Origin of the sequence: Bradyrhizobium sp. sBnM-33, from assembly GCF_032917945.1 — a bacterium.
Lineage (GTDB): Bacteria > Pseudomonadota > Alphaproteobacteria > Rhizobiales > Xanthobacteraceae > Bradyrhizobium.
In genome coordinates this window covers 1657744-1679175 of record NZ_CP136624.1, presented here as the reverse complement: position 1 = coordinate 1679175, position 21432 = coordinate 1657744, and the positions used below count along the sequence as shown (strand labels likewise).

General features: G+C 59.5%; 17 protein-coding genes, 6 pseudogenes and 1 riboswitch. Of the genes and pseudogenes, 10 read left to right on the top strand and 13 right to left on the bottom strand.

The window, feature by feature from the left end; translation table 11 throughout:
- Positions 1-86: 86 nt before the first annotated feature.
- A riboswitch (cobalamin riboswitch) is annotated at positions 87-282 on the bottom strand.
- 159 nt (positions 283-441) lie between these two features.
- A complete protein-coding gene (locus RX328_RS07905; protein ID WP_197427507.1) occupies positions 442-660 on the bottom strand; it encodes a hypothetical protein in 219 nt (72 codons plus the stop codon).
- Positions 661-674: 14 nt separating this feature from the next.
- On the opposite strand from RX328_RS07905, the gene RX328_RS43290 reads away from it, so the two are divergent.
- The gene (locus RX328_RS43290) at positions 675-872 is read left to right on the top strand and encodes a DUF6925 family protein (protein WP_409410781.1); all 198 of its coding nucleotides are present in this window, start codon (positions 675-677) and stop codon (positions 870-872) included.
- Positions 869-1132, top strand: a complete 264-nt coding sequence (locus RX328_RS07900) for a hypothetical protein (protein WP_145963731.1) — start codon at positions 869-871, stop codon at positions 1130-1132. Before RX328_RS43290 ends, RX328_RS07900 begins: the two co-directional genes overlap by 4 nt.
- A gap of 1040 nt (positions 1133-2172) precedes the next feature.
- On the opposite strand, the pseudogene RX328_RS07895 reads toward RX328_RS07900, so the two are convergent.
- The 7 genes and pseudogenes from RX328_RS07895 to bioB all read right to left on the bottom strand — a co-directional run.
- Positions 2173-2603: pseudogene (locus RX328_RS07895) on the bottom strand (3-methyl-2-oxobutanoate hydroxymethyltransferase); the annotation flags it as partial.
- 189 nt (positions 2604-2792) lie between these two features.
- Positions 2793-2993, bottom strand: coding sequence for a hypothetical protein (locus tag RX328_RS07890; protein ID WP_145963732.1), 201 nt, complete (start codon positions 2991-2993; stop codon positions 2793-2795).
- A gap of 822 nt (positions 2994-3815) precedes the next feature.
- The gene (locus RX328_RS07885; protein WP_057846716.1) at positions 3816-5081 is read right to left on the bottom strand and encodes an adenosylmethionine--8-amino-7-oxononanoate transaminase; all 1266 of its coding nucleotides are present in this window, start codon (positions 5079-5081) and stop codon (positions 3816-3818) included.
- Positions 5078-5710 carry a dethiobiotin synthase gene (gene bioD, locus RX328_RS07880; RefSeq protein ID WP_057854461.1) on the bottom strand — a complete coding sequence of 211 codons (633 nt, stop codon included), beginning with the start codon at positions 5708-5710 and terminating at the stop codon, positions 5078-5080. Before bioD ends, RX328_RS07885 begins: the two co-directional genes overlap by 4 nt.
- Positions 5707-6862, bottom strand: a pseudogene (locus tag RX328_RS07875) (8-amino-7-oxononanoate synthase). Before RX328_RS07875 ends, bioD begins: the two are co-directional and overlap by 4 nt.
- A gap of 81 nt (positions 6863-6943) precedes the next feature.
- On the bottom strand, positions 6944-7297 hold the full coding sequence (gene panD, locus RX328_RS07870) for an aspartate 1-decarboxylase (protein WP_057846713.1): 354 nt from the start codon (positions 7295-7297) through the stop codon (positions 6944-6946).
- 50 nt (positions 7298-7347) lie between these two features.
- Complete coding sequence (gene bioB / locus RX328_RS07865) at positions 7348-8343, bottom strand: biotin synthase BioB (RefSeq protein ID WP_213251443.1); 996 nt, start codon at positions 8341-8343, stop codon at positions 7348-7350.
- Between the two features lie 227 nt (positions 8344-8570).
- Between bioB and RX328_RS07860 the strand changes: the two genes are divergently transcribed.
- The 4 genes from RX328_RS07860 (at position 8571) to RX328_RS07845 (ending at position 11827) form a co-directional block, all read left to right on the top strand.
- Entirely contained in the window at positions 8571-9206 is a 636-nt protein-coding gene (locus RX328_RS07860) for a GntR family transcriptional regulator (RefSeq protein WP_057854457.1), read from the top strand.
- Between the two features lie 171 nt (positions 9207-9377).
- Positions 9378-9737 carry a Dabb family protein gene (locus RX328_RS07855; RefSeq protein WP_213251442.1) on the top strand — a complete coding sequence of 120 codons (360 nt, stop codon included), beginning with the start codon at positions 9378-9380 and terminating at the stop codon, positions 9735-9737.
- A gap of 117 nt (positions 9738-9854) precedes the next feature.
- Positions 9855-11246 carry an aminodeoxychorismate synthase component I gene (gene pabB / locus RX328_RS07850; protein WP_057854455.1) on the top strand — a complete coding sequence of 464 codons (1392 nt, stop codon included), beginning with the start codon at positions 9855-9857 and terminating at the stop codon, positions 11244-11246.
- The gene (locus RX328_RS07845) at positions 11243-11827 is read left to right on the top strand and encodes an anthranilate synthase component II (protein ID WP_213251441.1); all 585 of its coding nucleotides are present in this window, start codon (positions 11243-11245) and stop codon (positions 11825-11827) included. The genes pabB and RX328_RS07845 overlap by 4 nt, the downstream gene beginning before the upstream one ends.
- A 105-nt stretch (positions 11828-11932) precedes the next feature.
- Here the strand turns inward: RX328_RS07845 and RX328_RS07840 are convergent.
- A pseudogene (locus tag RX328_RS07840) lies at positions 11933-12689 on the bottom strand (IS5 family transposase).
- A 962-nt stretch (positions 12690-13651) separates the two neighbouring features.
- Between RX328_RS07840 and RX328_RS07835 the strand changes: the two are divergent.
- Positions 13652-13912, top strand: coding sequence for a hypothetical protein (locus RX328_RS07835; protein WP_213251440.1), 261 nt, complete (start codon positions 13652-13654; stop codon positions 13910-13912).
- Between the two features lie 189 nt (positions 13913-14101).
- Here RX328_RS07835 and RX328_RS07830 read toward each other — a convergent pair whose 3' ends face one another.
- Both RX328_RS07830 and RX328_RS07825 read right to left on the bottom strand, forming a co-directional pair.
- Entirely contained in the window at positions 14102-16342 is a 2241-nt protein-coding gene (locus RX328_RS07830) for a hypothetical protein (RefSeq protein ID WP_213251439.1), read from the bottom strand.
- A 591-nt stretch (positions 16343-16933) separates the two neighbouring features.
- A pseudogene (locus tag RX328_RS07825) lies at positions 16934-17503 on the bottom strand (IS66 family transposase zinc-finger binding domain-containing protein); the annotation flags it as partial.
- A gap of 388 nt (positions 17504-17891) precedes the next feature.
- On the opposite strand from RX328_RS07825, the pseudogene RX328_RS07820 reads away from it, so the two are divergent.
- Both RX328_RS07820 and RX328_RS07815 read left to right on the top strand, forming a co-directional pair.
- Positions 17892-18428, top strand: a pseudogene (locus RX328_RS07820) (recombinase family protein); the annotation flags it as partial.
- Positions 18429-18624: 196 nt separating this feature from the next.
- Positions 18625-20058: a recombinase family protein gene (locus tag RX328_RS07815; protein WP_249726347.1), complete on the top strand. Its 1434-nt coding sequence runs from the start codon at positions 18625-18627 to the stop codon at positions 20056-20058.
- Positions 20059-20110: 52 nt separating this feature from the next.
- Here RX328_RS07815 and tnpB read toward each other — a convergent pair whose 3' ends face one another.
- A complete protein-coding gene (gene tnpB, locus RX328_RS07810) occupies positions 20111-20368 on the bottom strand; it encodes an IS66 family insertion sequence element accessory protein TnpB (protein WP_374226562.1) in 258 nt (85 codons plus the stop codon).
- Between the two features lie 163 nt (positions 20369-20531).
- On the bottom strand, positions 20532-20738 hold the full coding sequence (locus RX328_RS43285) for a transposase (protein WP_214493425.1): 207 nt from the start codon (positions 20736-20738) through the stop codon (positions 20532-20534).
- Between the two features lie 269 nt (positions 20739-21007).
- On the opposite strand from RX328_RS43285, the pseudogene RX328_RS07805 reads away from it, so the two are divergent.
- Positions 21008-21206: pseudogene (locus RX328_RS07805) on the top strand (IS5/IS1182 family transposase); the annotation flags it as partial.
- Between the last annotated feature and the right edge of the window lie 226 nt (positions 21207-21432).

Sequence of the window (21432 nt, the reverse complement as noted above, 5' to 3'; positions counted from 1 at the left end):
GTTGGGAGCAAGGCCATGGCGGACGCGTCCAGAAAAAGCCGCCGAAGCGGCAACTGCTTGGCGCACCACCGGGACACCCCGCCCGTGGACGAATATGTTGTCGGGCCAGGTCTCCCGGCTCGCGGGTCGTCGCTGCTATCCGGCCTTCCCGAAGCCGCGTGGCTTCAGTGACTTCTATTGGACAGCGGCTCGCCGCTTACAGTTGCGGGGGCAGCGCCGGCATCGCACCGGCTTCCCTCTTAGCTCCGGATCAATCCGGAGAGCCTCGACATCTCCGATTACCTGCAAGAGGGCCGTTCCGTTCGGTTCTCGGGAGCGATCGTCTGGACAACGGAGGCATCTAGCGCCTCGTCGTCGTGCGGCCCGATCGTCGCATAGAGTTCGGCGCGCGTCTGGATTCGATCGACAATCTTGTGGGTGCCGCGGTCGCGCGATCGCAGCTTACAGATCTTCCTGCGCCTTGTTAGCCACCCGCAGCGCAGACACCGGCCAGATCACCATTGAATAGTTACCTCGAATTCTGCCACCGCAAAGCAACGGCGTCTTGCCGAAGGCGGTCATGTTGGCGAGCAGCGGCACGCCCGGCATCCGCTCGGCAAAGGCAGGAACATTTCCGCGGTGTTGAGCGCGCCGGGAAAATCGGTAGGCGCCCGCCTCCAACTCTGCACGCGCTTATGTGCTGTATCGCGAGGCACACCCATATCTTTGCCGAAAGTACTGTCGCATCGCCGTACCCATGCAGTGACGTAGCCATTGCCCGAGGGTTGCCCACCTGCGCGCATCTCTATCCCCTGCATCCGCTCCGCGACCACCTTGGCCAAAAACGCCCGTTCAGGCATGACTGCCGCATCACCTTTCTGGCCCTTGCTTGAAAGTTACGGGCAACCCCGATCTCGTGGCCTTCGAGCGGCATGTCATCCATTCCGTCGTCTGCGGACTTGAACCATCCACCGTCGCACTCCGAAACGACCATTTTGCCTGCGCCATATTCCGCGTGACGCTTCGCCAGGTGCAGGCCTTGGAGCAGACATCGGCAGTGCTTGCGGCTTGGCTGTCGGCCTGGGACGAGCTCGGTCCGGTGGACGCCGACGACCCATCGATGCGCTACATTGACATTCCTATCGGCCTGTAGCTGCTCAAGATTCTGAATTCGCAGTGTACGTTACATACAGACTATAATAGATCACCGAAACCCGTGACGAGTGTCGCCGAGATGACCATCCCGCCTGAACAACGAAGGGAAACGGTGACCTCCCTAGGCATCCGGGCTTATCGCGGTAGACCGACCGATGCGTTGAGCTGCACGCTGCGTCCAGTTGATCATCTTTGCACAAAAGATGCGACACATGCGCAAAAATCACCGCCAAACGGCGCAAGAACTCGAGTATTCGATCATTTGTTCGCGCGACTAGAGACGACTAAAAGGGCATCTCGTAACACTGATGTTCTCACAAGCTTGGAGTTCTCGGTGAGTGATCGATCTACTCATCTCGATGCTCCTTCAGCGGCCCCTTGGGGCGTTTCCTCCCTGACTTGGCCGCGCGTAACATTCGCGCGGCCTTTTTTCTGCCTCCAGCAAGAGATTGACTTGCAGGATTCAATGGGCTTTGAACGCAAAAACGCATGGTGCGAGTAGGTTCTCGCGCAGATACAGGGTCATTAGCCCCTTGGCGAAGAGTTGTTCGTAAATGCCGGCGTACGGTCACCCATCCAAATTTTCGATTTGATTTCGCGAATAGGACGCCTCCGCAAGGCCGGCGATTGACGTCTTCGTAATTGTAATAAGCAGCCTTCGCGTCTTCGGGCGAGCGGCTCTGCAAGAAAGGTTGCGGTCGGGTATCTTCAAGCGGACTCCAGAGCGTCGCTCATGTATATCGAGTTCACGAAATCGGCCACATCGAATCAACCGTGAGCCGCCAGATCCGTCGGAATACTTCCAGACGACCAATTAGTTGCGCCGTGCTTTGTCATCTGAGACCGTCGGTCTCATCCGTCTGTCATACCGTTCCGCTAGGTCCAGCAGCCTTTTTCTGGTGAAAGGGTCTGCCTTGTCCGCTAGATCGCGAATGATCTGGGCCCGGTCCTTTAAAAACTGCTCATCCACGAAAACACCTATCCAGTGCAAGTTTCCGTTTTTTCTTAGCACTCAGTCGTTTGGTTCTCATCGGCTTTCCTTCCCTGCACCTTGGATCCACCCATGACATTAACGCTCTGAGGGGTGAGGCCGAGACGGTTCGTCATAGGAATTTCGGAATCGACCAAGGCACGCGCCATTTCGACACGCTTGGCACCACCCTTGGGCTTCACGGCGTCCCTGCCACGCTGAAGGAAGCCTCCGGCGTTCCGCCAGAAGCAAGGCATGGGTCTGGCCTGTGTGCGCGCAACCGCATCTAAGTAATAATTCCCATGGCCACTGACCGGCACTGTGTTTGCAGAATCCGAGGCAGACGTTGCCAACGCTATCTCCGGCCAGGATGACGTCGACGATGCGTGTCGTAATAGCCTCGTACGCTGTGCCCCGGCGACACGACGTCCCTCCACTGTCCACCGCTGCAGCATTGGATGGCGACACGTTCAAGAGGCTGCTCCGAACTGTGGCTCATTTTAGATCCCGGTCGATCGCTCGCCCCGTATCCCTGCAGCCAATGATTCCTAGGGAATTCGAGAGAAAACCGTCAATGGTAGAGGGAAGGAAGGATCTTGCCTCTCCAAAATTGGAGAACTACGCACAAACGTTAGTCGTCGCGCAACCATCTCTGTCGCTAATTCCCATCGCAGCGTCCGGGCATTGCTCACGAAGGCTCCTGGTCCGACGCTGGCAGATCCAGCAAACCAAACGGGATCCAGGCCAGAAAAGGCCAGAAGAAATAGAAGGATGCGACCGCTCGATAGGGCGCGGTCGAGTAAACTTCGTCGCGCGACAGCTCAGCCGCAGCACGCTTGTTCATCCTGTAAGCAGTGAAGTCGATGATTGTTGCCGACGTGTCTGTCACTTGATGCTTCCATGCTACTCTAGCGTCACACCGAATTCTAATGAGAAGTTTGTCAACTCCGCTAATGCGCTTCTGCCGCGCGCCTGTCTCCCGCGACTCGGTGCCACATTTAAGCCGCTCGCAACCAGCGAAGCCATTTGTGGTCGGCCTCCCGCCGCGCCTTGAAGTGGTCGACGCATTTGTTCGAACAAAGGGCCGTTCGCCAGCAGTAGTAGCGGATCAGCCCGAACTTTCCGCCGCATATCGCACAGCACCTCACTGGACCGTAGTAGGGAATATGGGAGCTGTTGCGCATTTTCGCCTCCTATCGGCGTTAGGTGGATAGCCCCTGCACTTTCTTCGCCTCAGCACCACGCCCGCACGTGAAATGCCGCGTCGGCGATGCCAAGTCTCGCGGTAGGTACGGGCGCTGGGGGCAAGAGTTTGACCCTGATGTGCGCCTCCCTGGTGAAGCGACGGCTCAATCGGCGTCCTTCGCTGAGATTTCCAATCTGTAACGAATATTTTCGTCTTGATTGATGCAATGAGCGGAGCGTTGACGGTTAAATCCTGCGCTCGCACGCGTTTCTTCGACCGATTTCAACAGGCCTTGCTGATGGGGTGCGTGTGCTAGCACTCGCCCCGATCTCGTCGCTGCCACCTCGTGCTTTGCGGTGTCAAAGGCGGCAATCCGATTTTTATCTCCAGCTGCTCGAAATGCATGGTCACTGTGGGCTGGGTGAGATGCCGATTTTGCCGCTGCCTAGGCGAATCCGAGGTGTTCGCGCTCCTTAGAGAACGTGCGGAGACGTTTAATGGTGGCTACACGCACCAAGCGCGTCCTCAAGCCTGCGCATCGGCAGAATCCCTGATGGCGGCATAGATTTGGTCAAGATCTATCGCCGTGACGCAATAAGGCGGCATCACATAGATCGTGTTGCCGAGCGGCCGCAGCAGCAGATTGCGGGCTTTAAAGAAAGCCTGAAGCTTCGGACCGATGCCCGCGAGATAGCCCGCATCATTCGTTTTCAGATCGAGTGCTGTAATGGTACCAGTTTGACGGATGTTTGCAAAGCGAGGGTCGGCGCGGAATGGCTCAATTGCCTGCTCTTGCATCGTGGCGACCGATGCAACACGTTGGCGAGTTTCCTGATCTTGCCAGAGATCCAGGTTGGCCTTTGCGGCGGCGCAGGCTACAGGATTCGCGGTATATGAACTCGAATGAAAGAACGTACGCGTACGATCTTTCGAATAGTGTGCGTCGAAAATATCTGCGCGGCAGAGTGTCACGGCGAGCGGAAGCGCCCCTCCCGTAAGTCCCTTCGAATAGCAGGCAATATCGGGCGTGACATTGGCCTGCTCACAGGCAAATAACGTTCCGGTGCGGCCCCAGCCCGTCATGACCTCGTCGGCAATGAACAGGACATCCGAGGCCTCGCAGATCCGCTTCATCTCTCTTAGCACCCAGGCTGGGTACATCAGCATCCCGCCTGCCCCCAATATCAGAGGCTCCACAATAAAGGCGGCCGGCATTTCGTTTCGACATGCGGACTCGAGCGCGTCGAGCGTCGCCTGCTCACGACCTCCCGCGGGGAATGGGATTGAGGTGACGTCGAACAGCAGCGGCCCATACGCAGCGTTGAACACGCCTCGGGCACCGACCGACATCGCCCCAACCGTATCGCCGTGGTAGGAATCTTGCATCACGATGATGCGTATTCGCTGTTTGCCGATATTATGCCAGTAGCCGAGTGCCATTTTTAAGGCCACTTCCACACTGGCTGAGCCACTGTCGGAGAAGAAGACATGGTCGAGGCCGCGGGGTGCCAGTTTCAAGAGTAGCGCCGCAACCTCCTCGGCCGGATCGTGGGTATAGCCGGCGAAGATGATCTGGTTGAGCTTGCCTGCCTGTTCCCGGATGGCGCTCACGATATGTGGATGGCAATGACCATGCGTCACGACCCACCAGGATGAGATTGCATCGATGATGCGGCGACCATCGGCGGTGTGGAGATAGGCCCCTTCACCACGCACAACCTTTGTCATCTCGTTTTGAAGCGCGTGTTGCGTGAACGGATGCCAGATCGGCGACTTCGTCTTTGGCATCATGGCTTGAAATCATCACCGCGGAATGAGGCTTTGAACGCGGCCTGCAGCGTGTCTGCCGTGAGAGGAGAAAGCCAGGGCAATCGCCCTAACCAACGCACCCGCCCGATCTCGCAAATTGCGCTCTCAGTCTCAGAATTTCTCTCGCCAATGAACGCAATCCCAAGAAGCTCGATCTGGCGCTTTCGCAGAGCCTCTATCGACAGCAGCGAGTGATTAATGGTGCCCAGCGCTGTTCTTGCGCAAAGCACGACTGGAAGCCGCCATCGCTCAAAGACGTCAGCATAAACTGCGCCGAGACTCAGCGGCACCATCAGCCCGCCGGCACCCTCGATCACTAGCGGTCGTTCCCCGGTATCCGGCACATCCAGCGAATCCGCGTCAATGCGAACTCCATCAATTTCGGCGGAATGATAGGGCGAAGCGGGCGTTCGAAGGCGGTAAAGCTCCGGCACGATGCGATCGGCTGAAAGGCTGCCCAGCCGTGCGACGAGCTCCGTATCGGTCTCCCCTTCGAGGCCGGCCTGAATCGGTTTCCAATAGTTCGCGCCGAGGAGATCGGCGAGTCCCGCAGAAAAAACCGTTTTTCCGATCCCGGTATCTGTGCCTGTTACCACGATCCGCTGACTCATCGAGATTCACCTCTCGTCTCCTCCATGAGAGCATCGAGCATCGCGCGCACGTCGTCCTCCACAACGTTGAGTGTCAGTGAAATTCGCAAACGGGCTGTGCCCGCCGGCACAGTTGGCGGCCGGATTCCGCGGATATCGAAGCCGCGAGCCTGCAGCCTCGATGCAAGCCGCATCGCACGCGAGTTGTCGCCAACAATATAGGGCACGATCTGCGAGTCCGAAGTATTTCGCAAACCGCGCACGCCGATCTCCCGATGCGTGAATGCGACCAGGTTGGCCAAACGTTGCTGACGCTCGGGTTCCTGCTGCAGGATCAAGATTGCCTCGCGCACGGCGACAGCCGTCAAGGGTGATGGCGCCGTGGCGTAGATAAACGGACGGCAGCGATTGATCATAAAGTCGCGCAGCACGCCGGAGGCAGTGACAAGCGCGCCGGCCGTACCCAGCGCCTTGCCGCAGGTATGAACGACCAAGAGATTTTCGCGCCTTTCATGGGGCGCGGTGAGTCCTCGTCCCTGCTCGCCGTAAACGCCTGTGGCATGAGCCTCATCCACCATCAGGAATGCATCGTGCCGGTCCGCAATCGCGACCAGCTCTTCGAGCGGCGCGAAATCGCCATCCATGCTGTAGAGACTTTCGACCACGATCCAGACGCGGCCCACTCCGCCTTTGGCCCGCCAGTCAAGAATTGTGTTTTCGATCGACTGGAGGTCATTATGGGCGCTTATCCGAAAGTCGGCCCGGCCAGCTCGCGCTCCTTCATGAATACTCGCGTGCACGAGCGAATCGAGGACAAGCAAATCGCCCCGCTGCGGCAGCGTTGTTAGGATAGCAAAGTTTGCGACATAACCGCCGCTAAAGAAAAGCGCCGTCTCTGCCCCAAAGAACCTGGCAGCGGCTGCTTCGAGAACTTCGTGCTCCTCGCAATTGCCGCGGAGAAGCCGCGACCCGCCAGCGCCGATTGGTGTGCCGGCCTGGAGAGCGGCCATGAGAGCTCTTTTTCATACGCGGCGCGCTCGCGAGCGCCAGATAATCGTTCGATGCGAAATCAATTCCCGCGCGCGGCCTGAGACTCCGCAGGCGATTGTCGTGTTTCAGGGCATGCAAGGCCGCGACATAATCGGCAACTTTGGCCGCGTGGTTTGCGTTCATTCTTCACTCCAGGATCACGATCCATCGCGCAAGAATTCCATTGGCCGCTAAGAACAACTGCTTCAGCAGCGACCTTAGCTTTCAACGTGACAAGATGCGATTTTCTCCGTCGACCAGCACAACACGCGGCCTGAAGATTTTTGCTTCCGCCTCATCAAAGGAGGCATATGCAACGATAATAATTTTGTCTCCGGGCATCGCGAGCCGCGCAGCCGCACCGTTCAAATCTATGGCGCCAGACCCGCGGGGCGCTTCCATCACCTCGGTGGCGAAACTCGCTCCGGTTTCGATGTTGTAGATTTCGACGCGCTCGTTGATCAGGAATCCCGCCGCGTCCAGCAGCGCCCGATCAATCGAAATCGAACCTTCAAGGTACAGATCGGCTTCGGTTACCGAGGCGCGATGGATTTTGCCTTTCATCAACGTAATCTGCATTTCTCACCTAAGCCGGAGTTTGCGCATAGCGCCCGTTTAGCTGTTTTCAATCAGGCAAGCCCGGACGTGATGCCGAGCCGGTGCAACAAACTCGCGTCGCGGTCGCGCTGCGGGTTCTTGGTGGTCAACAGTACATCGCCGATAAAGATCGAATTTGCGCCGGCCAAAAAGCACAGCGCCTGCAATTCGTCGGTCATGTACTGCCGTCCGGCGGATAACCGCACCACGCTCTTCGGCATCATGATTCGGGCCGTCGCTATCAGGCGCACCAGCGCGATCGGATTGGGGCGCTCCGCGGTGTCATAGACCGGTACGCCCGTGACCTCGTTCCATAGATTGATTGGCACGCTTTGCGGATGGCTCGGCAGATTGGCGAGCAGGACGAGCATGCCGAGCCGGTCCTCGAGGCGCTCGCCCATGCCGATAATGCCGCCACTGCACACCTTGATGCCGGCATCGCGGACGTGCGCAAGTGTGTCGACGCGGTCCTGCAGGGTGCGGGTGGTGATGATTTTGTCGTAGAACTCCGGCGAGGTGTCAACGTTGTGATTGTAGAAGTCGAGACCGGCCTCAGAGAGCCGTGCGGCCTGCTTAGGCGTCAGCATGCCGAGCGTGACGCAGGTTTCCATGCCAAGCCCTTTAACCGCGGTGACCATGTCGCAGATCTGATCGAGATCGCGATCTTTTGGACCGCGCCAGGCGGCGGCCATGCAGAAGCGAGTCGCGCCGGCATCCTTGGCGCGCTGCGCAGTGACGACCACATCGGCGCGATCCATCAGGCGGGTGGCTTTCAGGCTGGTGTCGTAGTGCGCGCTCTGCGCGCAGTAGCCGCAGTCTTCCGGACAACCGCCGGTCTTGATGCTGAGCAGGCTTGCTGTTTCGACGCGGTTTGGATCGAAGTTATCGCGATGAATGCTCTGCGCCTGAAACATCAGGTCGGCAAACGGCAGGCCATAAAGCGCGCCGGCCTCGGCTCGCCCCCAGTCACTTCGGACCGGCACGCCGTTGCCCCTGTCATTCCCTTCTACTCCCACGACAGCAACCATACAACTTGCCTTCCCAATTTTTAATAGATAAGGACGTCGATTATTTATTATGTGTGCCCGTCCGTTGGACCCTTCTATGCGTTCTCCAAGACGAACATAAAGATGTGTCAACGCTCAAAGGCCCCGGAAATCTGCCCGGATTGCAGAAAATCTGCAAAAAGAGGCCATTCTCGATTGCTACGGCCGAGTCGTCGCGCACGGCCGGCGCATAATTTGATAGATAATCTATGACGGACGACGAGAACACGACGATGGCGGGTCGCATTGCAGCGGCAATCGCTGCGCGCATTGTCAGCGGCGCGCTGCAACCAGACGCCCCACTCCGGCAGGATCATGTCGCGCGAGAATTCAACTCCAGCCACGTCCCGGTGCGCGAGGCGTTTCGGCAACTTCAGGCCCAACAGCTTGTCGTCGGCGTGCCCCGTCGCGGTATGCGGGTTGCTCCGCTCGATACCAATTCGGTGAAGGAGATCGCCGAGATGCGTGCCGCGCTCGAAGTGGTCGCGTTGCGCAATGCGGCGCCAAAGCTCACCTCTAGACATTTGGCACGGATCGAGCTTGCCCTGATTGAAGGAGACAATGCCCAAACGATTCAGGACTTTGAAATGGCCAACCGCGCCTTTCACCACGCGCTGGTGGCGCCCTGCGCGATGCCGCGCCTGCTCGCGAGCCTCGACGGACTACAGCTTGCAAATTCACGAGTCGTGTTCGCGGTGGCGCGCAGTAGCGGCTGGCGACCGCGGTCCAATCAGGATCACCGCCTGATTCTGCAAGCCCTGCGAGCGCGCAACACCGACCAGGCCTGTAGTCTGCTCGCGCGCCACATTCAAACGATTGAGCGCCTCGCCCTTCCCGCGTCCTGACCAGGAATGAGATCTGGCGAGTTGCGTTGCCGACCGCGGGCGAAGCGCAAGAGCGTCAAACCTTCGACCGTTTTGCCGCGCGAGGCGGCTTGCGGCCGCCCGCCGTTGCAGCGGGCTCGTTCCTAAGCTAGTTATGCGACCTCCTTGCGACATCACTCCTTAAGGCCATCCATGATTCGTCACATCGTCTTGTTCAGCGCCAAAGATCGGGCCCATATCGACCAAATCATCGAAGGCCTTTCGCTTCTCACCACAATCCCGCATGCACGCCGGCTCGAGGTTGCGCGCAACCGCAAGACCGACCAGCTTGGCAACGAGATCGACGTGGTGGTTTATGGTGAGTTCGACAACGAGACGGAGCTCGCAGCATACAAAGCGCACGATCTCTACCAGGAATCGATCAGGCGGGTACGATCCCTCCGGGAGCTGCGGTTCGCGGCCGACTATAATGTAGCCACAGATGCGCGGTTCGCCTCGACGGCAGCGGTAAGCCAAGGTAGTGGGCGCTTCGGGTCCACCGGCGGGGGTTAACCTGGCAATCGATCTCAAGACCTTGCGGAGCCAGACGAGCGTCGCTCTCGTCGGGGTGGGGATTCGTAATCGGAGCGCGTCTCACCAGCACGCCAATCGTCGGTGAGTGACAAGGCGATGCACGTCCGCGAACTGCAGTGGATTGAGCCTGTCACCGCGATGCGCTGTCTCGCGCATCGCCCGCACCTGACGTTCCTCGATAGCGCTGCACCGCAGCTGCTCGGGCGCTACTCCTATATGGCCTGCGACCCCTTCAGCACCTATATGGTCGCGGACGGACAGGCGAGTTGCAACGGAGAGACTCTTGCGGGCAATCCGTGGCGAGCTCTTCGCACCCTGCTCGCCAGGTACCGCGAAGAGCATCGTCCCGATCTGCCGCCGTTCCAGGGTGGTGCGGCCGGCTTCTTTGCTTATGATCTGAACAGGACACTGGAGCGACTGCCCGCGCCGGCAATTTCCGGTCAGAGGTTGCCGCAATCCATCCTGCATTTCTATGATGTGGTCATCAGCTTCGACCACCGTGACGAAAAATGCTGGCTCGTCTCGACCGGATGGCCGGAGCAGGATCTCGCACGACGGCGCGAGCGTGCGCGCCGTCGGGCCGATGAGTTTGCAGCGCGGCTCGCCGGCCCAAGGGCGCCGCGGAATGACCTCCCCGCCACAGCGGGCGCATGGCATTCGAACTTCAGCCGTGAGGGCTACATTGCGGCGGTGCAGCGCGTCATCGACTTGATTCTGGCTGGCGACATCTTCCAAGCGAACATTGCGCAGCGCTTCAGCGCCCGCCTGTCGAGCTCATTTGATCCGCTGGCTTTCTATTGTCGGCTGCGGTCGTTGAACCCGGCCCCCTTTGCGGCCCTCCTGCGCTATGGCAGGCTGACCATTGCCTCGAGCTCGCCAGAACGATTCCTCAAACTTAATGGACGGCAGGTCGAAACGCGCCCGATCAAGGGCACGATCGCGCGCTCCGCTGATTCCAAGGACGACCGGCGCCGCGCTGAACTCCTCCTCGCGTCCGAAAAGGACCGTGCCGAGAACACGATGATCGTCGACCTCCTGCGCAACGATCTGTCACGTGTTTGCACGCCGCAGTCGGTCGAGGTTCCAGCGCTGTGTGCCCTGGAATCCTATGCCTCAGTGCACCACCTCGTGTCGACCGTGACGGGTGAACTTGCCGGAGATGAAGACGCCGTCACCTTACTGCGAGCGTGCTTTCCCGGCGGCTCCATCACCGGGGCGCCCAAGGTGCGATCGATGGAAATTATTGCGGAGATCGAGCGGGTGGCGCGAGAGGTCTATTGCGGGGCGATCGGCTTTATCGGCTTCAACGGGCACATGGATACGAACATTGCGATCCGCACGGTCACATTCGACGATGACTTGGCTGTGTTTTATGCAGGGAGCGGGATCACGGCGATGTCGGATCCAGAGGCCGAATACGAGGAGACGCTCGCCAAGGCGCAGCGAATCTTTGACGCATTTCGTGCTGGGAGCTGTGGTGCATTTTGATTGTCATCATCGACAACTACGACTCCTTTGTCTTCAACATTGCCCGCTATTTCCGCAAGCTAGGTGCAGCAACGGCAGTGATACGGAACGACGCCGTCAGCGTCAGCGACCTTACCGGCCTCAAGCCGCGCGCCGTGGTCCTCTCCCCTGGTCCCTGCACACCACTTCAGGCCGGAATCTCGACCGCCGTCATCCGCGAACTGTCAGGTCGCGTCCCAATTCTGGGCATCTGCCTCGGACACCAGTGCATTGGGAGCGCGTTCGGCGGACGCGTGGCGCGTGCACGTCGTCCCATGCACGGCCGGTCCTCATACGTAGCCCATGACGGCCGCGGACTGTTCAAGGACCTTTCGTCCCCACTCTGCGTTGGACGCTACCATTCGCTTGTTGTTGAGCTCGACGGGTCATGCGCACCGCAACTCGCAGTGACAGCGCGTTCGGACGAAGGCGAGATCATGGCCCTCGCACATCGCTCTCACCCGACCTATGGCGTGCAGTTCCACCCGGAATCGATACTCACTCAACAAGGGCAGCTGCTACTGATGAACTTCTTGCGACTCGCAGAGACTCGTAGATCGTAAGGATATCGGAGAGCGTGTCGCACAATTGCCAGCTGGACGCACGGAAGCGAATTCGTCAGCTTCTGCGGGTTTGATAGGTACTAAGCAGATGGGTCGTGTGGACACTTATTTCACATCCAGAGCATGATGGCTGGAGAGTGACGACGGCGCAATCGCTTCGGGCGGTTTTTCGAGGCGGGTTGCTACGCGTCGGAACTGCTTGAGCTTGCTGAAGCCGCATTCCACACGATGTTTCTGGGCGTAGAGATGCTTGTCGAGCGGATATTTGAGCCCCCGTGACCGGTTGTTGGGAATGACAGTCCGCTCTTGGCGGGCGTTGGCTAGGCGTAAGTGGTCCGCGTCATAGGCCGTGTCAGCCATGACGACTTCGGCGGATAATCCCTCTATCAAGGCTGCGGCTTGCGGTGTATCACCGTTCTGACCCGCAGTTAGTATGAGCCGCACGGGCATCCCAAGCCTCGGACGACCATGTGGATCTTGGTGCTCAGGCCATCGCGAGAACGGCCGATGGCTCGATCTTCAGGCCCTTTTTTTAGCCCCGGCAGCGTGCTGATGGGCTCGGACGATGGTGGAATCAACGATCAGGTATTCGAAGTCCGGATTAGCGGACATCGCCTCGAAGATTCGCCACCAAACAACCTGGGTGTTCAGCGACTGAAGGGCCGGAAAACGCTGTTCCAATCGCCAAACAGCTCTGGAAGATCACGCCAGGGAGCACCCGTGCGCACAATCCAAAGGACGCCCTCCACGACATCCGGTGGTCGCGTCCCGTCGATCCCCTTTGATCGGGCCGGCCGATGATCAGTGGCCCTATCCGATCCCACGCCGCGTCGCTCAAGACCAAGCCGTCCATCACACCCAAGACTGTCCCCCAAAAAGCAGCCTTGAATCTGATTGCCGCCTCAAGGGAATCCCCAAAAGTCCACAGCACCTAATCCTAGAGAGCCCCTCGCCGCGTCCGGTTAGCGGCCGAGCTAAAGGCATCATCCCGTGCGCTCCCCCGGAATCAACAAATGAGACCGCAAGGCCATCGATCGGGCGAGCGGTTTTGTGACGCTCCTCGCGAGAAAGTTGCACCATGATCCTTTAAGGTGTTTTGCGGACTTACAACTGCGCGCTCGGTTGTAGTCAATGCGGCACGCTAAGGTCTCCGCTTGATCGTAGGCGCGCGCATGATGCTGCCCTGACGCCGGACGGCTGAAGAGCGCTGGGTCGTCAGGTTCTCGACAGCTCCACATAGCAAAGTGTGGTCTCCGGACGCCCGAAAGACGGCTGATGACACCGGAAGAACATTGGAGTGCCCGATGCTCAGCTGCTTGGAAGCGGCCCCTTGGGAACGTACGCTGGTTTGTTGTTGAGGTCCGACGTCCAGAAGCAGATTCGCAGTTGAAGCCTTGATCGTTCTCGGTCTGCCGTCTGAAATTCCACATCAGATCCGAGCCTAGCTTCGGATCGGCCTAAATTTTCGAAAGTGAGAACGGATGGATCTCCTTTAACTAACCGACTACATCAACAATCGGGCAACGCGGACCCGCAGGAGAGGACACCGGAGTTCTCGTCCGCAGATGCGGCGGCCTTTAGGCGCCAGCTGGGCGAATTTGCCAATTCAGACCCTCGCAGGCAGCCCCCACTGATCCAGTCGGCGCGCCACCACCGGAACCTATGTCCATGACGCAACCGCGCTGGGAGGACTACTCCCGAGTAGTCGCAAGGTAGCGGCGGTAAGGCGATGCCGGGCATTTCGGTGCCGCAGCCGCTCCAATCAAGTGGGGATTTCGTCCGTCGCAGAAGGCAGCCTCTTTATGCCGAGGATGCGCCCCTCATTTGGGGCTTGAGAACGCACTCAAGAAGACGGCCACTGAGCGCACCGCCAAGGGCCATGTAGATTATCTTCTCGGCTTGGGCCGCTGGCTCTTTGATAACAACAAGCAGGCCATCGCCGGTCGACTCAATGACGCTTCGCTCAACGATGATGTCCGGCAGTTCATAGGCGACAGCTACGACAGGAGGAGAGTCCTTACCGCGCTAAATTACCTCCGGGCGTCCCAATCCTCGAGCGGTGTGCCGCCGATCGCCGGCATTTGACGGTTCAGCTGCCAAGCAGAAGGAAGTCGGGGTCACGACGCTCCCGATCGAATTTCAGTCGGCCCCCGTTGTCGATCTGTTCGAGGGAGCCCGCGCCGGCTTCGAGCTCATCGAGGATTTCCTCTCGGTGATAACGGTCTGCTTGATGGCGTCACCACAGCGACGCTCTGGCGCGAGACACTCAGGTAACTACATCCCGAGGCGCGCGAACTGCATCGACGCGTGCTCCGCCTCGGGAAGGGGGTACCACGGGGCAATGCTCAACAACGACTTACAGAACGCAGGCGTGAGCTTGCCACGGTGAATCACAACGTTCTCGTGCCCCGTCGCAGCTTGGGCGCTCTGCCAATGCCGATTGTAGCCACGCTGTTCATTGGACTTCACGTGGCAAGCGGCGAAGTCGGCGTCACCCAGCGACGCCAACTGCCACGCATGTACCGGCCGCTTCGTATGGATGTGCACCCACATCGGGCTTGGCATCGCACCACTACGCAGCGCCTTGGGCTGCAGCTTGATCTCGAACAGCGTCCCTGGCTCGCCCTTCAAGGCGCGCGGTGGATCCACAGACGCCAGTTCCTCGGCCGCCCGCAACTGTTCAAGGTACTTCTGCGACGGAAACGCGTAGGTCTTCATGCAATCGATCGTGATCGCCGCCTTTCGCGCGTTCAATGAGTTTGTCTGTCCCTGAACCTCGGACAACATCGCCTTAAGCCGGACTATTTTTTCGTGCACTTCCGGCACTTGCGCAGGCGTGAGTAGGCCACGTCGGCGAGGCTCCTCCAGCGCGGCTACACAGGCCTCAATCTCGGCGGCCTGCGTCTGCAGGCGCTTAACGACGAGATCCACGACGTGGTTGGCGTCCTCGGGCTTCATCTGGCGCGCTTGCGAGACGGCGCTTTGCTGAGCCGGCAGATCGAACTGCAGCAGCTCGTCCAATCGCTTGAGTAATCCCGTCAGTGCGTTCCTGGAGGGCGGAGCCTGCCACATCTCCAGGTGCCCGGTCGCCGATGATGACGCCCTCGCGCGTGCCTCCTCTGCACTCGCGAGTTTCTTCGTACCCAGATCCGAGAGTACGATAACCTTGGCTGTCGGGGCCGTGGCAGCGTCGGGCCTGGCGAGCTGCGGCTCGCGCAGCCCGGCAGTTGAACTCCTCTCGCCTGCGGCCGGTGCGCGCTTGCCTTTCCCCTTCCTGCGCGCCGCGTGGCCCTCAGCCAATAAGACGGTATTTTCCGGTATCGCAGCCTGGGCAGGCGGTTCAATCAGGACTGGCCTCTTTGGCTGCACTGCCAAAAGTCGCGTGACTTCGTGCGCGGTGACCCATGCACCTTCCACGATCTGGTTCAACAGTTCCAATGGAAGGTCGGCATCCGTTCCGGCATCCCTTAGCCTGGCAACGATGCCGTTCACCCCTGACGCAAATTCCGAAAGCCGCTCCATGACTCCTTCCAGAACGGTGCAGTGCTCTGCGTCGAGTGCCGCTCCGTTGCTGTTTAAAACCGCGTCGGCCGTCGAGAGGAATGCCGGAAAAACATCCTCGATGAAGGTCCCGAGCAGACGCACTCGCCCGTTCTCACCCATGAGGATTTCCCTCACGGCTAGTCCGAACGTGCTCGCCTGCGGCACAATCATGAGCTGCGCGAGAGCGATCCGCGATTGCAGATACATGCACTTCGTATTAAGTGCCCAGCCGGTATGCAGCCGTAGTGCGGCCTCTTCGGCCTTCCGCATCTCGGGCGTAGTGCTTGGCAAGTTGGCAGTGGCCGCGCAGACGGACTGCATCCGTTCCGAGCGCAATGCCTTCTTTCCCCACCACTCCATGCAGGCCAGGTAGTGCTTCGCCACGCTGGAAACCGCTCGGCTCAGCTGGCCGGGCGGCGCGTTGGATTGGCGCATCTGGTCGAGCACGGCTGCTGCTTTCTTCCTGCTCGCCTCCAAGTCGTGGATAGTCCACGTGGCCACGGCGTTGCATTCGTCCGCCGCATCGAGCGTCTCGTCGCGGAGTCGGCGAGCCTGCTTGTCGGACAGAATGCTACGCGCCATATCTCGGGGCAGGCCCGCGTAGTAGTCCAGAACTGCTGAGCCTGCCTTGACGACTTGATCGATCAGCTCTTGCGCCTCCGACGGGTTCCGGGCTTGCGTGGCCACATTACGACAAGCATCAAGGTCCTCAAGCAGGCTGCGCATTTTTCGCTTTGCTGCCTTGTTCTCGTCGCCTCTTGGGGCTGCCACACCCGAAGTTGGTGGCTGGCTCACGAGCGGCGCCGTTCTATCTTGAGGCCCGGAGCGCATCCGCTCCACGACGGAGTCGAATGATTGCCTGCCTTGCCCGGGGGCGGGACCGGGCTCCGGGCTCAAACTGCTCGATCCCCACGTGCTGTCGGCTCCTGCAGCCCCAACGTGCGATTTGCCAGGTCGGTCAATGCCCGTCATATTCCATCTCCGATATGGGCGAGAATGCGCAGCCTGTCTGGATAGACAGGCTGGCTGACGAGTAGCTGACGAAGGGCGTTTTTCCGGATGCACAAGAAAACCCAGGTACCGTCGGTTGCAATTCCATGGGGTCTGGCGTGCTACTGGAGGCAACGGGGATGACCGCGTCGCCGTGACCGCCATAAGGAACCGCGCTGTCAGGCTGCGACAGAATCGGCCGTGACGGCGATCCTTGAGACTCCGCCCTATGCCGGCTGCTTTGTCTATAGGGACTTGGCAAAGACCATCCCGAAATACCGGAGCGCCGCCACGAGAATGCTCGCGTCCTGAAACGGACTGGTGGATTGTGGTGAGGCAAAAATACCCGGCGAATATCGATTGGCAGACCTTCGGCTGCCGCACGTCCTGTTCTCCGGGAAGGAGATGCGAGTCCGAAGAGCTTACTGATCCAGCGGTGATGCACCAATCCTGACCAGACGCAGAACGTCGGTCAAAACAACATTTTCTTGCCCCACGTCCGAATTCCGATGTTGCGCAGCTCTTTTCCAAAGCACAATCTTGCCGAAGCTGCCGCCCATCCCAGCCCAGTCAGAAGCGGCGCGGGATCGCCTCCAATGTCCTGGTTACATCCTCGCCCAGCTTCGACAACCGCGCCCCGCCACAGCAGGCGCAGGTGGTGGGGGGTATAGAGCGGCAATCTGGGTGCGAAGAGCGCGACAACCCGATTGACGCACTTCCACACTGTTTGCCGCGCGGCACGGGGGGATCGATGACGACGCGCTCGCGTTCGATGTCATCCGGCCAGGCCTTGCGTACCGGCCGCTTGCGCGTGAACGCGCGCACGGTCTGGGTTTTCGCCGCCGCGGCCCGAGCTGCAAGCTCATCCTCGGTCGCCGACATTACCAGATCTTTCAACTGCTCGATCAGCCGCGCCGTGGGTTCGGAGCGCGACCCATGCAACTCGCGTTTCAGCTTTTCGATCCTGAGCTGCAGATGAGCGATCAGCGCTTCGGTGTCGGACAGCTTTGCCTTCGCGCTGGCGGCTTCAGCCACGGCCGCATCACGCTCAGCCTCGACCCTTTGCCGCGCTTCACGCTCGACCAGCAGCGCCGCCTGGGCTCTCGCGAGGTCCGAAGGAAGATCATCCGACTTCAAATTCATGAAGCGAGTGAAATCAGATTGGCTGGCAAGTTCAATCACAAAATGTTTATCCAACTCGCGTTGGACGCCACGTTCCTTGAGGAGCGTCGGGAGATACCCATAAGAGTAACGATGACGTGGCGACCTCCGAAGAGGTGGAAGTCGTTGATCCGCGTCATCCGCTTTACGGTCGGCGCTATCGCTTAATCTCGATCGGCAAGGAGACGACAACACGCGGAGCGTGCAAGGAGCTCTTTGCGCGTGTACATTACCGATTCGGTCTCACGCTTCTTCTGCCGCTCGGGGTGACGAATCTTGAGCGGAACGGCTTGCTGCGCGCCGCGCCAACCAAGCTGAGCCTCGACGCGCTGCAGGACTTAATCGCGTTGGCCGAAGAGAGCGGGGGCACATGCCCATCGAACCTCGAGAGGTCTGGCGCAGTCTGCCGGAAGCGCTCCGGCAGGCGATCGCAGAGGATCTCGGCCAAGTCCTGCGGGAGATGAGCGATGGGCTCGGAACTCGTCAAGCCGGATCACCTGGACCGCAAAGCAGTGGTGTATGTGTGCGGCAGTCGACGCCACACCAAGTGATCACCAATCAAGAAAGCCTAAGGCTTCAGTACGCCCTCTCGCAGCGTGCTCGCGAGCTCGGATGGCGCGAGGCGGACATCGATGTGATTGACAGCGATCTTGGGCAGAGCGGCGCTGGCGCAGCGCACCGGAAAGGCTTCAAGGACTTGGTCGCCCGCGTCACTCTTGGTGAGGTTGGCCTTATCCTATCGATGGACGTGACGCGCCTGGCGCGGAATTGTTCGGATTGGTACCCGCTGCTTGATGTCTGCGGGCACCGTCGTTGTTTGATCGCCGACCGGGATGGCGTCTATGATCCTGGGACACCCAATGGCCGCCTGCTGCTCGGCCTGAAAGGTACGATCTCAGAGCTGGAATTGCACACGATCAGAAGCCGGATGACCACTGGGCGTATGGCAAAAGCCGAACGCGGTGACTTGGTCGTGCAGTTGCCGGCGGGCCTTGTCCGCGACCCTTCAGGGGTGGTCACCAAGGATCCCAATCTCGAGGTGCAGGGGCGCTTGTCGCTGCTCTTCGAGACCTTCCTGAAAGTACCGGACGGCCGCGCAAGCGATGCGGGCCTTTGTTGGCCGCGGCTTGGCACTGCCTCGCCTCGACCGCCATGGCGATCTGCGCTGGCAGCCTGCGACGGTGTCGGCCGTGACGGCGATCCTGAAGAATCCGGCCTATGCAGGCGCCTTTGTCTATGGAAGGACTTGGCAGAAGCCGTCCGAAATACCGGGAGAGCGTCCACAAAAGTCTCCGCGTCGTGGAACGGACTGGAGGATCGTGGTGAGGGAAAAGTACCCGGCCTATATCGACTGGGAAACCTTCGAGAAGATCCAGGCGATGCTGCGCGACAATCGTGCGGAGTACCAGCACATCAAAAGCCGTGGCATCCCGCGTGATGGAGCGGCCCTGCTCCACGGCATCACCTATTGCGGCGAATGCGGACACAAGATGGCCGTGCGTTACAAGGGCGGTAGTCAATATGTCTGCAATCATCTCAAAATCCAGCGTGGCGCACCAGAATGTCAGAACCTGCGCGCCGCACCGATCGACGCACAGGTTGCGGCGGCATTCTTGGAAGCTGTGGCACCGGCGGAAATCGATGCGTTGTCCAAAGCGCGCAAGACCCATCTGCAGTCCGAAAGAGCCCTGCGGCACGCTGAGGAGCAGCAGGTTGAGAGGCTTCGCTATCAGGCAGCCCTCGCCGAGCGCCAGTTCAATCGCACCGATCCCGATAACCGGCTCGTGACAGGCGAACTGGAACGACGGTGGGAAGCCGCTCTATCGGAGCTGCGCCGAGCCGAGGAGGCATTAGCCCAGCGCACGATGCACAAGTCCAATGAACCCTTGGGCGTTCCTCACGATCTGCGTGCCAAGGTGATCGCCCTTGGAAATCGTCTTCCGGCGCTATGGGACAACCCCGCGACCCGCAGGGACCACCGCAAGGCGCTCTTGCGCTGTCTGATCGAAAAGGTGGTGATGCGCCGCTGTGCCCGGGACAAGGCTGAGGTGCGCATTGTGTGGCGCGGCGGCGCGACCACTGAGCTTGTAGTCACCCTACCTGTGAATGCTGTGGCTGCGCTGCCGCGTCACAAGGAGATGGTAGAACGCATATGCGCATTGGCGCGGGATGGCGCCTACGACGATGAGATCGCGCGCATTCTGACGCAGGAAGGACATCACTCGCCATGGGAGGCTGACAAAGTTCTGCCGATCACGGTCCGGCGCATTCGTCTCAAACACCGCCTCAAGGTGCGGCATCGAACACGGTGGCCGGCGGTTGCCGACCATTTGACAGTAACCCAACTAGCACAACGCCTCAGGATACCCGTCAAATGGATTTATGTTCAGCTCAAGCGAGAGAGCATCCTGACCACCCGAGAGGCTTCGGGCCGCTTCCTCTTTCCTGACAACACAAACGCGTTGCAGGCGATTCGCAGCTTGAGAAATCATCATATCGCGAAGATTGATCTGAGGGAGGATCACCATGAAAAGTAGGGGCATCAACAAGAGCCCTCAAAGAGATAGCTCAATTGCGCCGGAGAGATCGTCACTGCTTCCCCTGCAACCGAAGGCGAGATGAACCTTCATCTCTCAAGTCTTTTTGTAAACAGGCATGCCCCCTGGCCATCATGCCAAATACCTTCAAAAGATCGCCGCGTTTTCCCCTGAAGCAAAAAAGATTTCCGCCAAGAGGATCTTGCTTGAGCACTTCCTGCACGCGGAGAGCCAAACTCGGAAAGCCGCACCGCATGTCGGTGTAGCCGGTCGCAAGCCACACACGAACGCCCGTCGGAATTGGGATCATCGTCCCTCCAGCACTCTTAAGACCCGCGATAGAGCGGCGATGTCGACATCCACTCCGACGATCAGACGAACACCGCTGCCGAGCACGATCTCCATCCGTCCAACAACCTGCTCGCAGCGAGCGGCGTCACGGCTCCCATCGCTTCTCGTTGGATCCGGCTCAATCAGAGCCGCAATAAACCCGTGTTCGCCATCTTTGGGTTAAGCGCTCCAAGAGCGCCCTGTCGCGCCAGGCGTCGCCATCCGAACAGTTGGCCAGGAAAAAGTCCGTGGCGGCGAGTAACAGGATCGCCACAGCAATAACTCTCCTCCACAATCCGCTGCTTCGCTTCAATACTGAACCGCCGCCGTCCTGTGTCGACAACCTCCATAACTTTCGCATTATTGGCAGTGGGTATGGTGTCCATACTGCCTGTAATCATGCAATAGCCAACCGCTGCAAGGCGGCCGCCCTCGGATGCGTACCTACCGACCGTGCTGCTGGCTGAATATTTCCCACCTCTCGCGTGCGATCTCGCGAATGGGCCGCCGAAGGTGCTCTCCCGCAATATCCTCCGGCGCCCCCATGTGCTGCGGGCTCTTGAGGATTCCCTTGAGGCGGCAAATCAGATCCAAGGCCGGTTTTTCGGGAGACAGTCTCGGTGTGTGGGCCGTCATTCCCAACAACCCGTCACCGGCGCTCAAATATCCGCTCGAAGCATCCAATGCCGAGGAACATCTTGTGGAATGCTGCTTGCAAGCTCAAGCAGTTCCGACGCGTAGCAACCCACTTCGAAAAAAATGCCCGAAGCTATTGCGCCTTCGCAACTCTCGCAGCCATCATGCTATGGATGCAATAAGTGTCCACACGACCTTGGCCGAAATGGCAGCAAGTTACATCAACGCGACGTCTGTGCCGCGATCACCCACTGAACCTTTGGCGGGCAGCAAGCAGCGGCTCTCCGGCTTGAGCCAGATGCGTCAGTGCGACCACGAGGTGTTACGGATATTGGTGACCAGTAGCCAGTTGCGCGGCGATGGCGGTCTGCCAACGCGTATCAGCATCATCTCGCGCCCTGTATCTGT

Coding starts and splice junctions, on each gene's coding strand:
- RX328_RS43290 (WP_409410781.1), top strand. CDS start 675: ATGTGCTGTATCGCGAGGCACACCCATATCTTTGCCGAAAGTACTGTC.
- RX328_RS07885 (WP_057846716.1), bottom strand. CDS start 5,081: ATGATGCCAAAGACGAAGTCGCCGATCTGGCATCCGTTCACGCAACAC.
- bioD (WP_057854461.1), bottom strand. CDS start 5,710: ATGAGTCAGCGGATCGTGGTAACAGGCACAGATACCGGGATCGGAAAA.
- panD (WP_057846713.1), bottom strand. CDS start 7,297: ATGCAGATTACGTTGATGAAAGGCAAAATCCATCGCGCCTCGGTAACC.
- bioB (WP_213251443.1), bottom strand. CDS start 8,343: ATGGTTGCTGTCGTGGGAGTAGAAGGGAATGACAGGGGCAACGGCGTG.
- RX328_RS07860 (WP_057854457.1), top strand. CDS start 8,571: ATGACGGACGACGAGAACACGACGATGGCGGGTCGCATTGCAGCGGCA.
- RX328_RS07855 (WP_213251442.1), top strand. CDS start 9,378: ATGATTCGTCACATCGTCTTGTTCAGCGCCAAAGATCGGGCCCATATC.
- pabB (WP_057854455.1), top strand. CDS start 9,855: ATGCACGTCCGCGAACTGCAGTGGATTGAGCCTGTCACCGCGATGCGC.
- RX328_RS07830 (WP_213251439.1), bottom strand. CDS start 16,342: ATGACGGGCATTGACCGACCTGGCAAATCGCACGTTGGGGCTGCAGGA.
- RX328_RS07815 (WP_249726347.1), top strand. CDS start 18,625: ATGCGGGCCTTTGTTGGCCGCGGCTTGGCACTGCCTCGCCTCGACCGC.
- tnpB (WP_374226562.1), bottom strand. CDS start 20,368: ATGATCCCAATTCCGACGGGCGTTCGTGTGTGGCTTGCGACCGGCTAC.
- RX328_RS43285 (WP_214493425.1), bottom strand. CDS start 20,738: ATGGAGGTTGTCGACACAGGACGGCGGCGGTTCAGTATTGAAGCGAAG.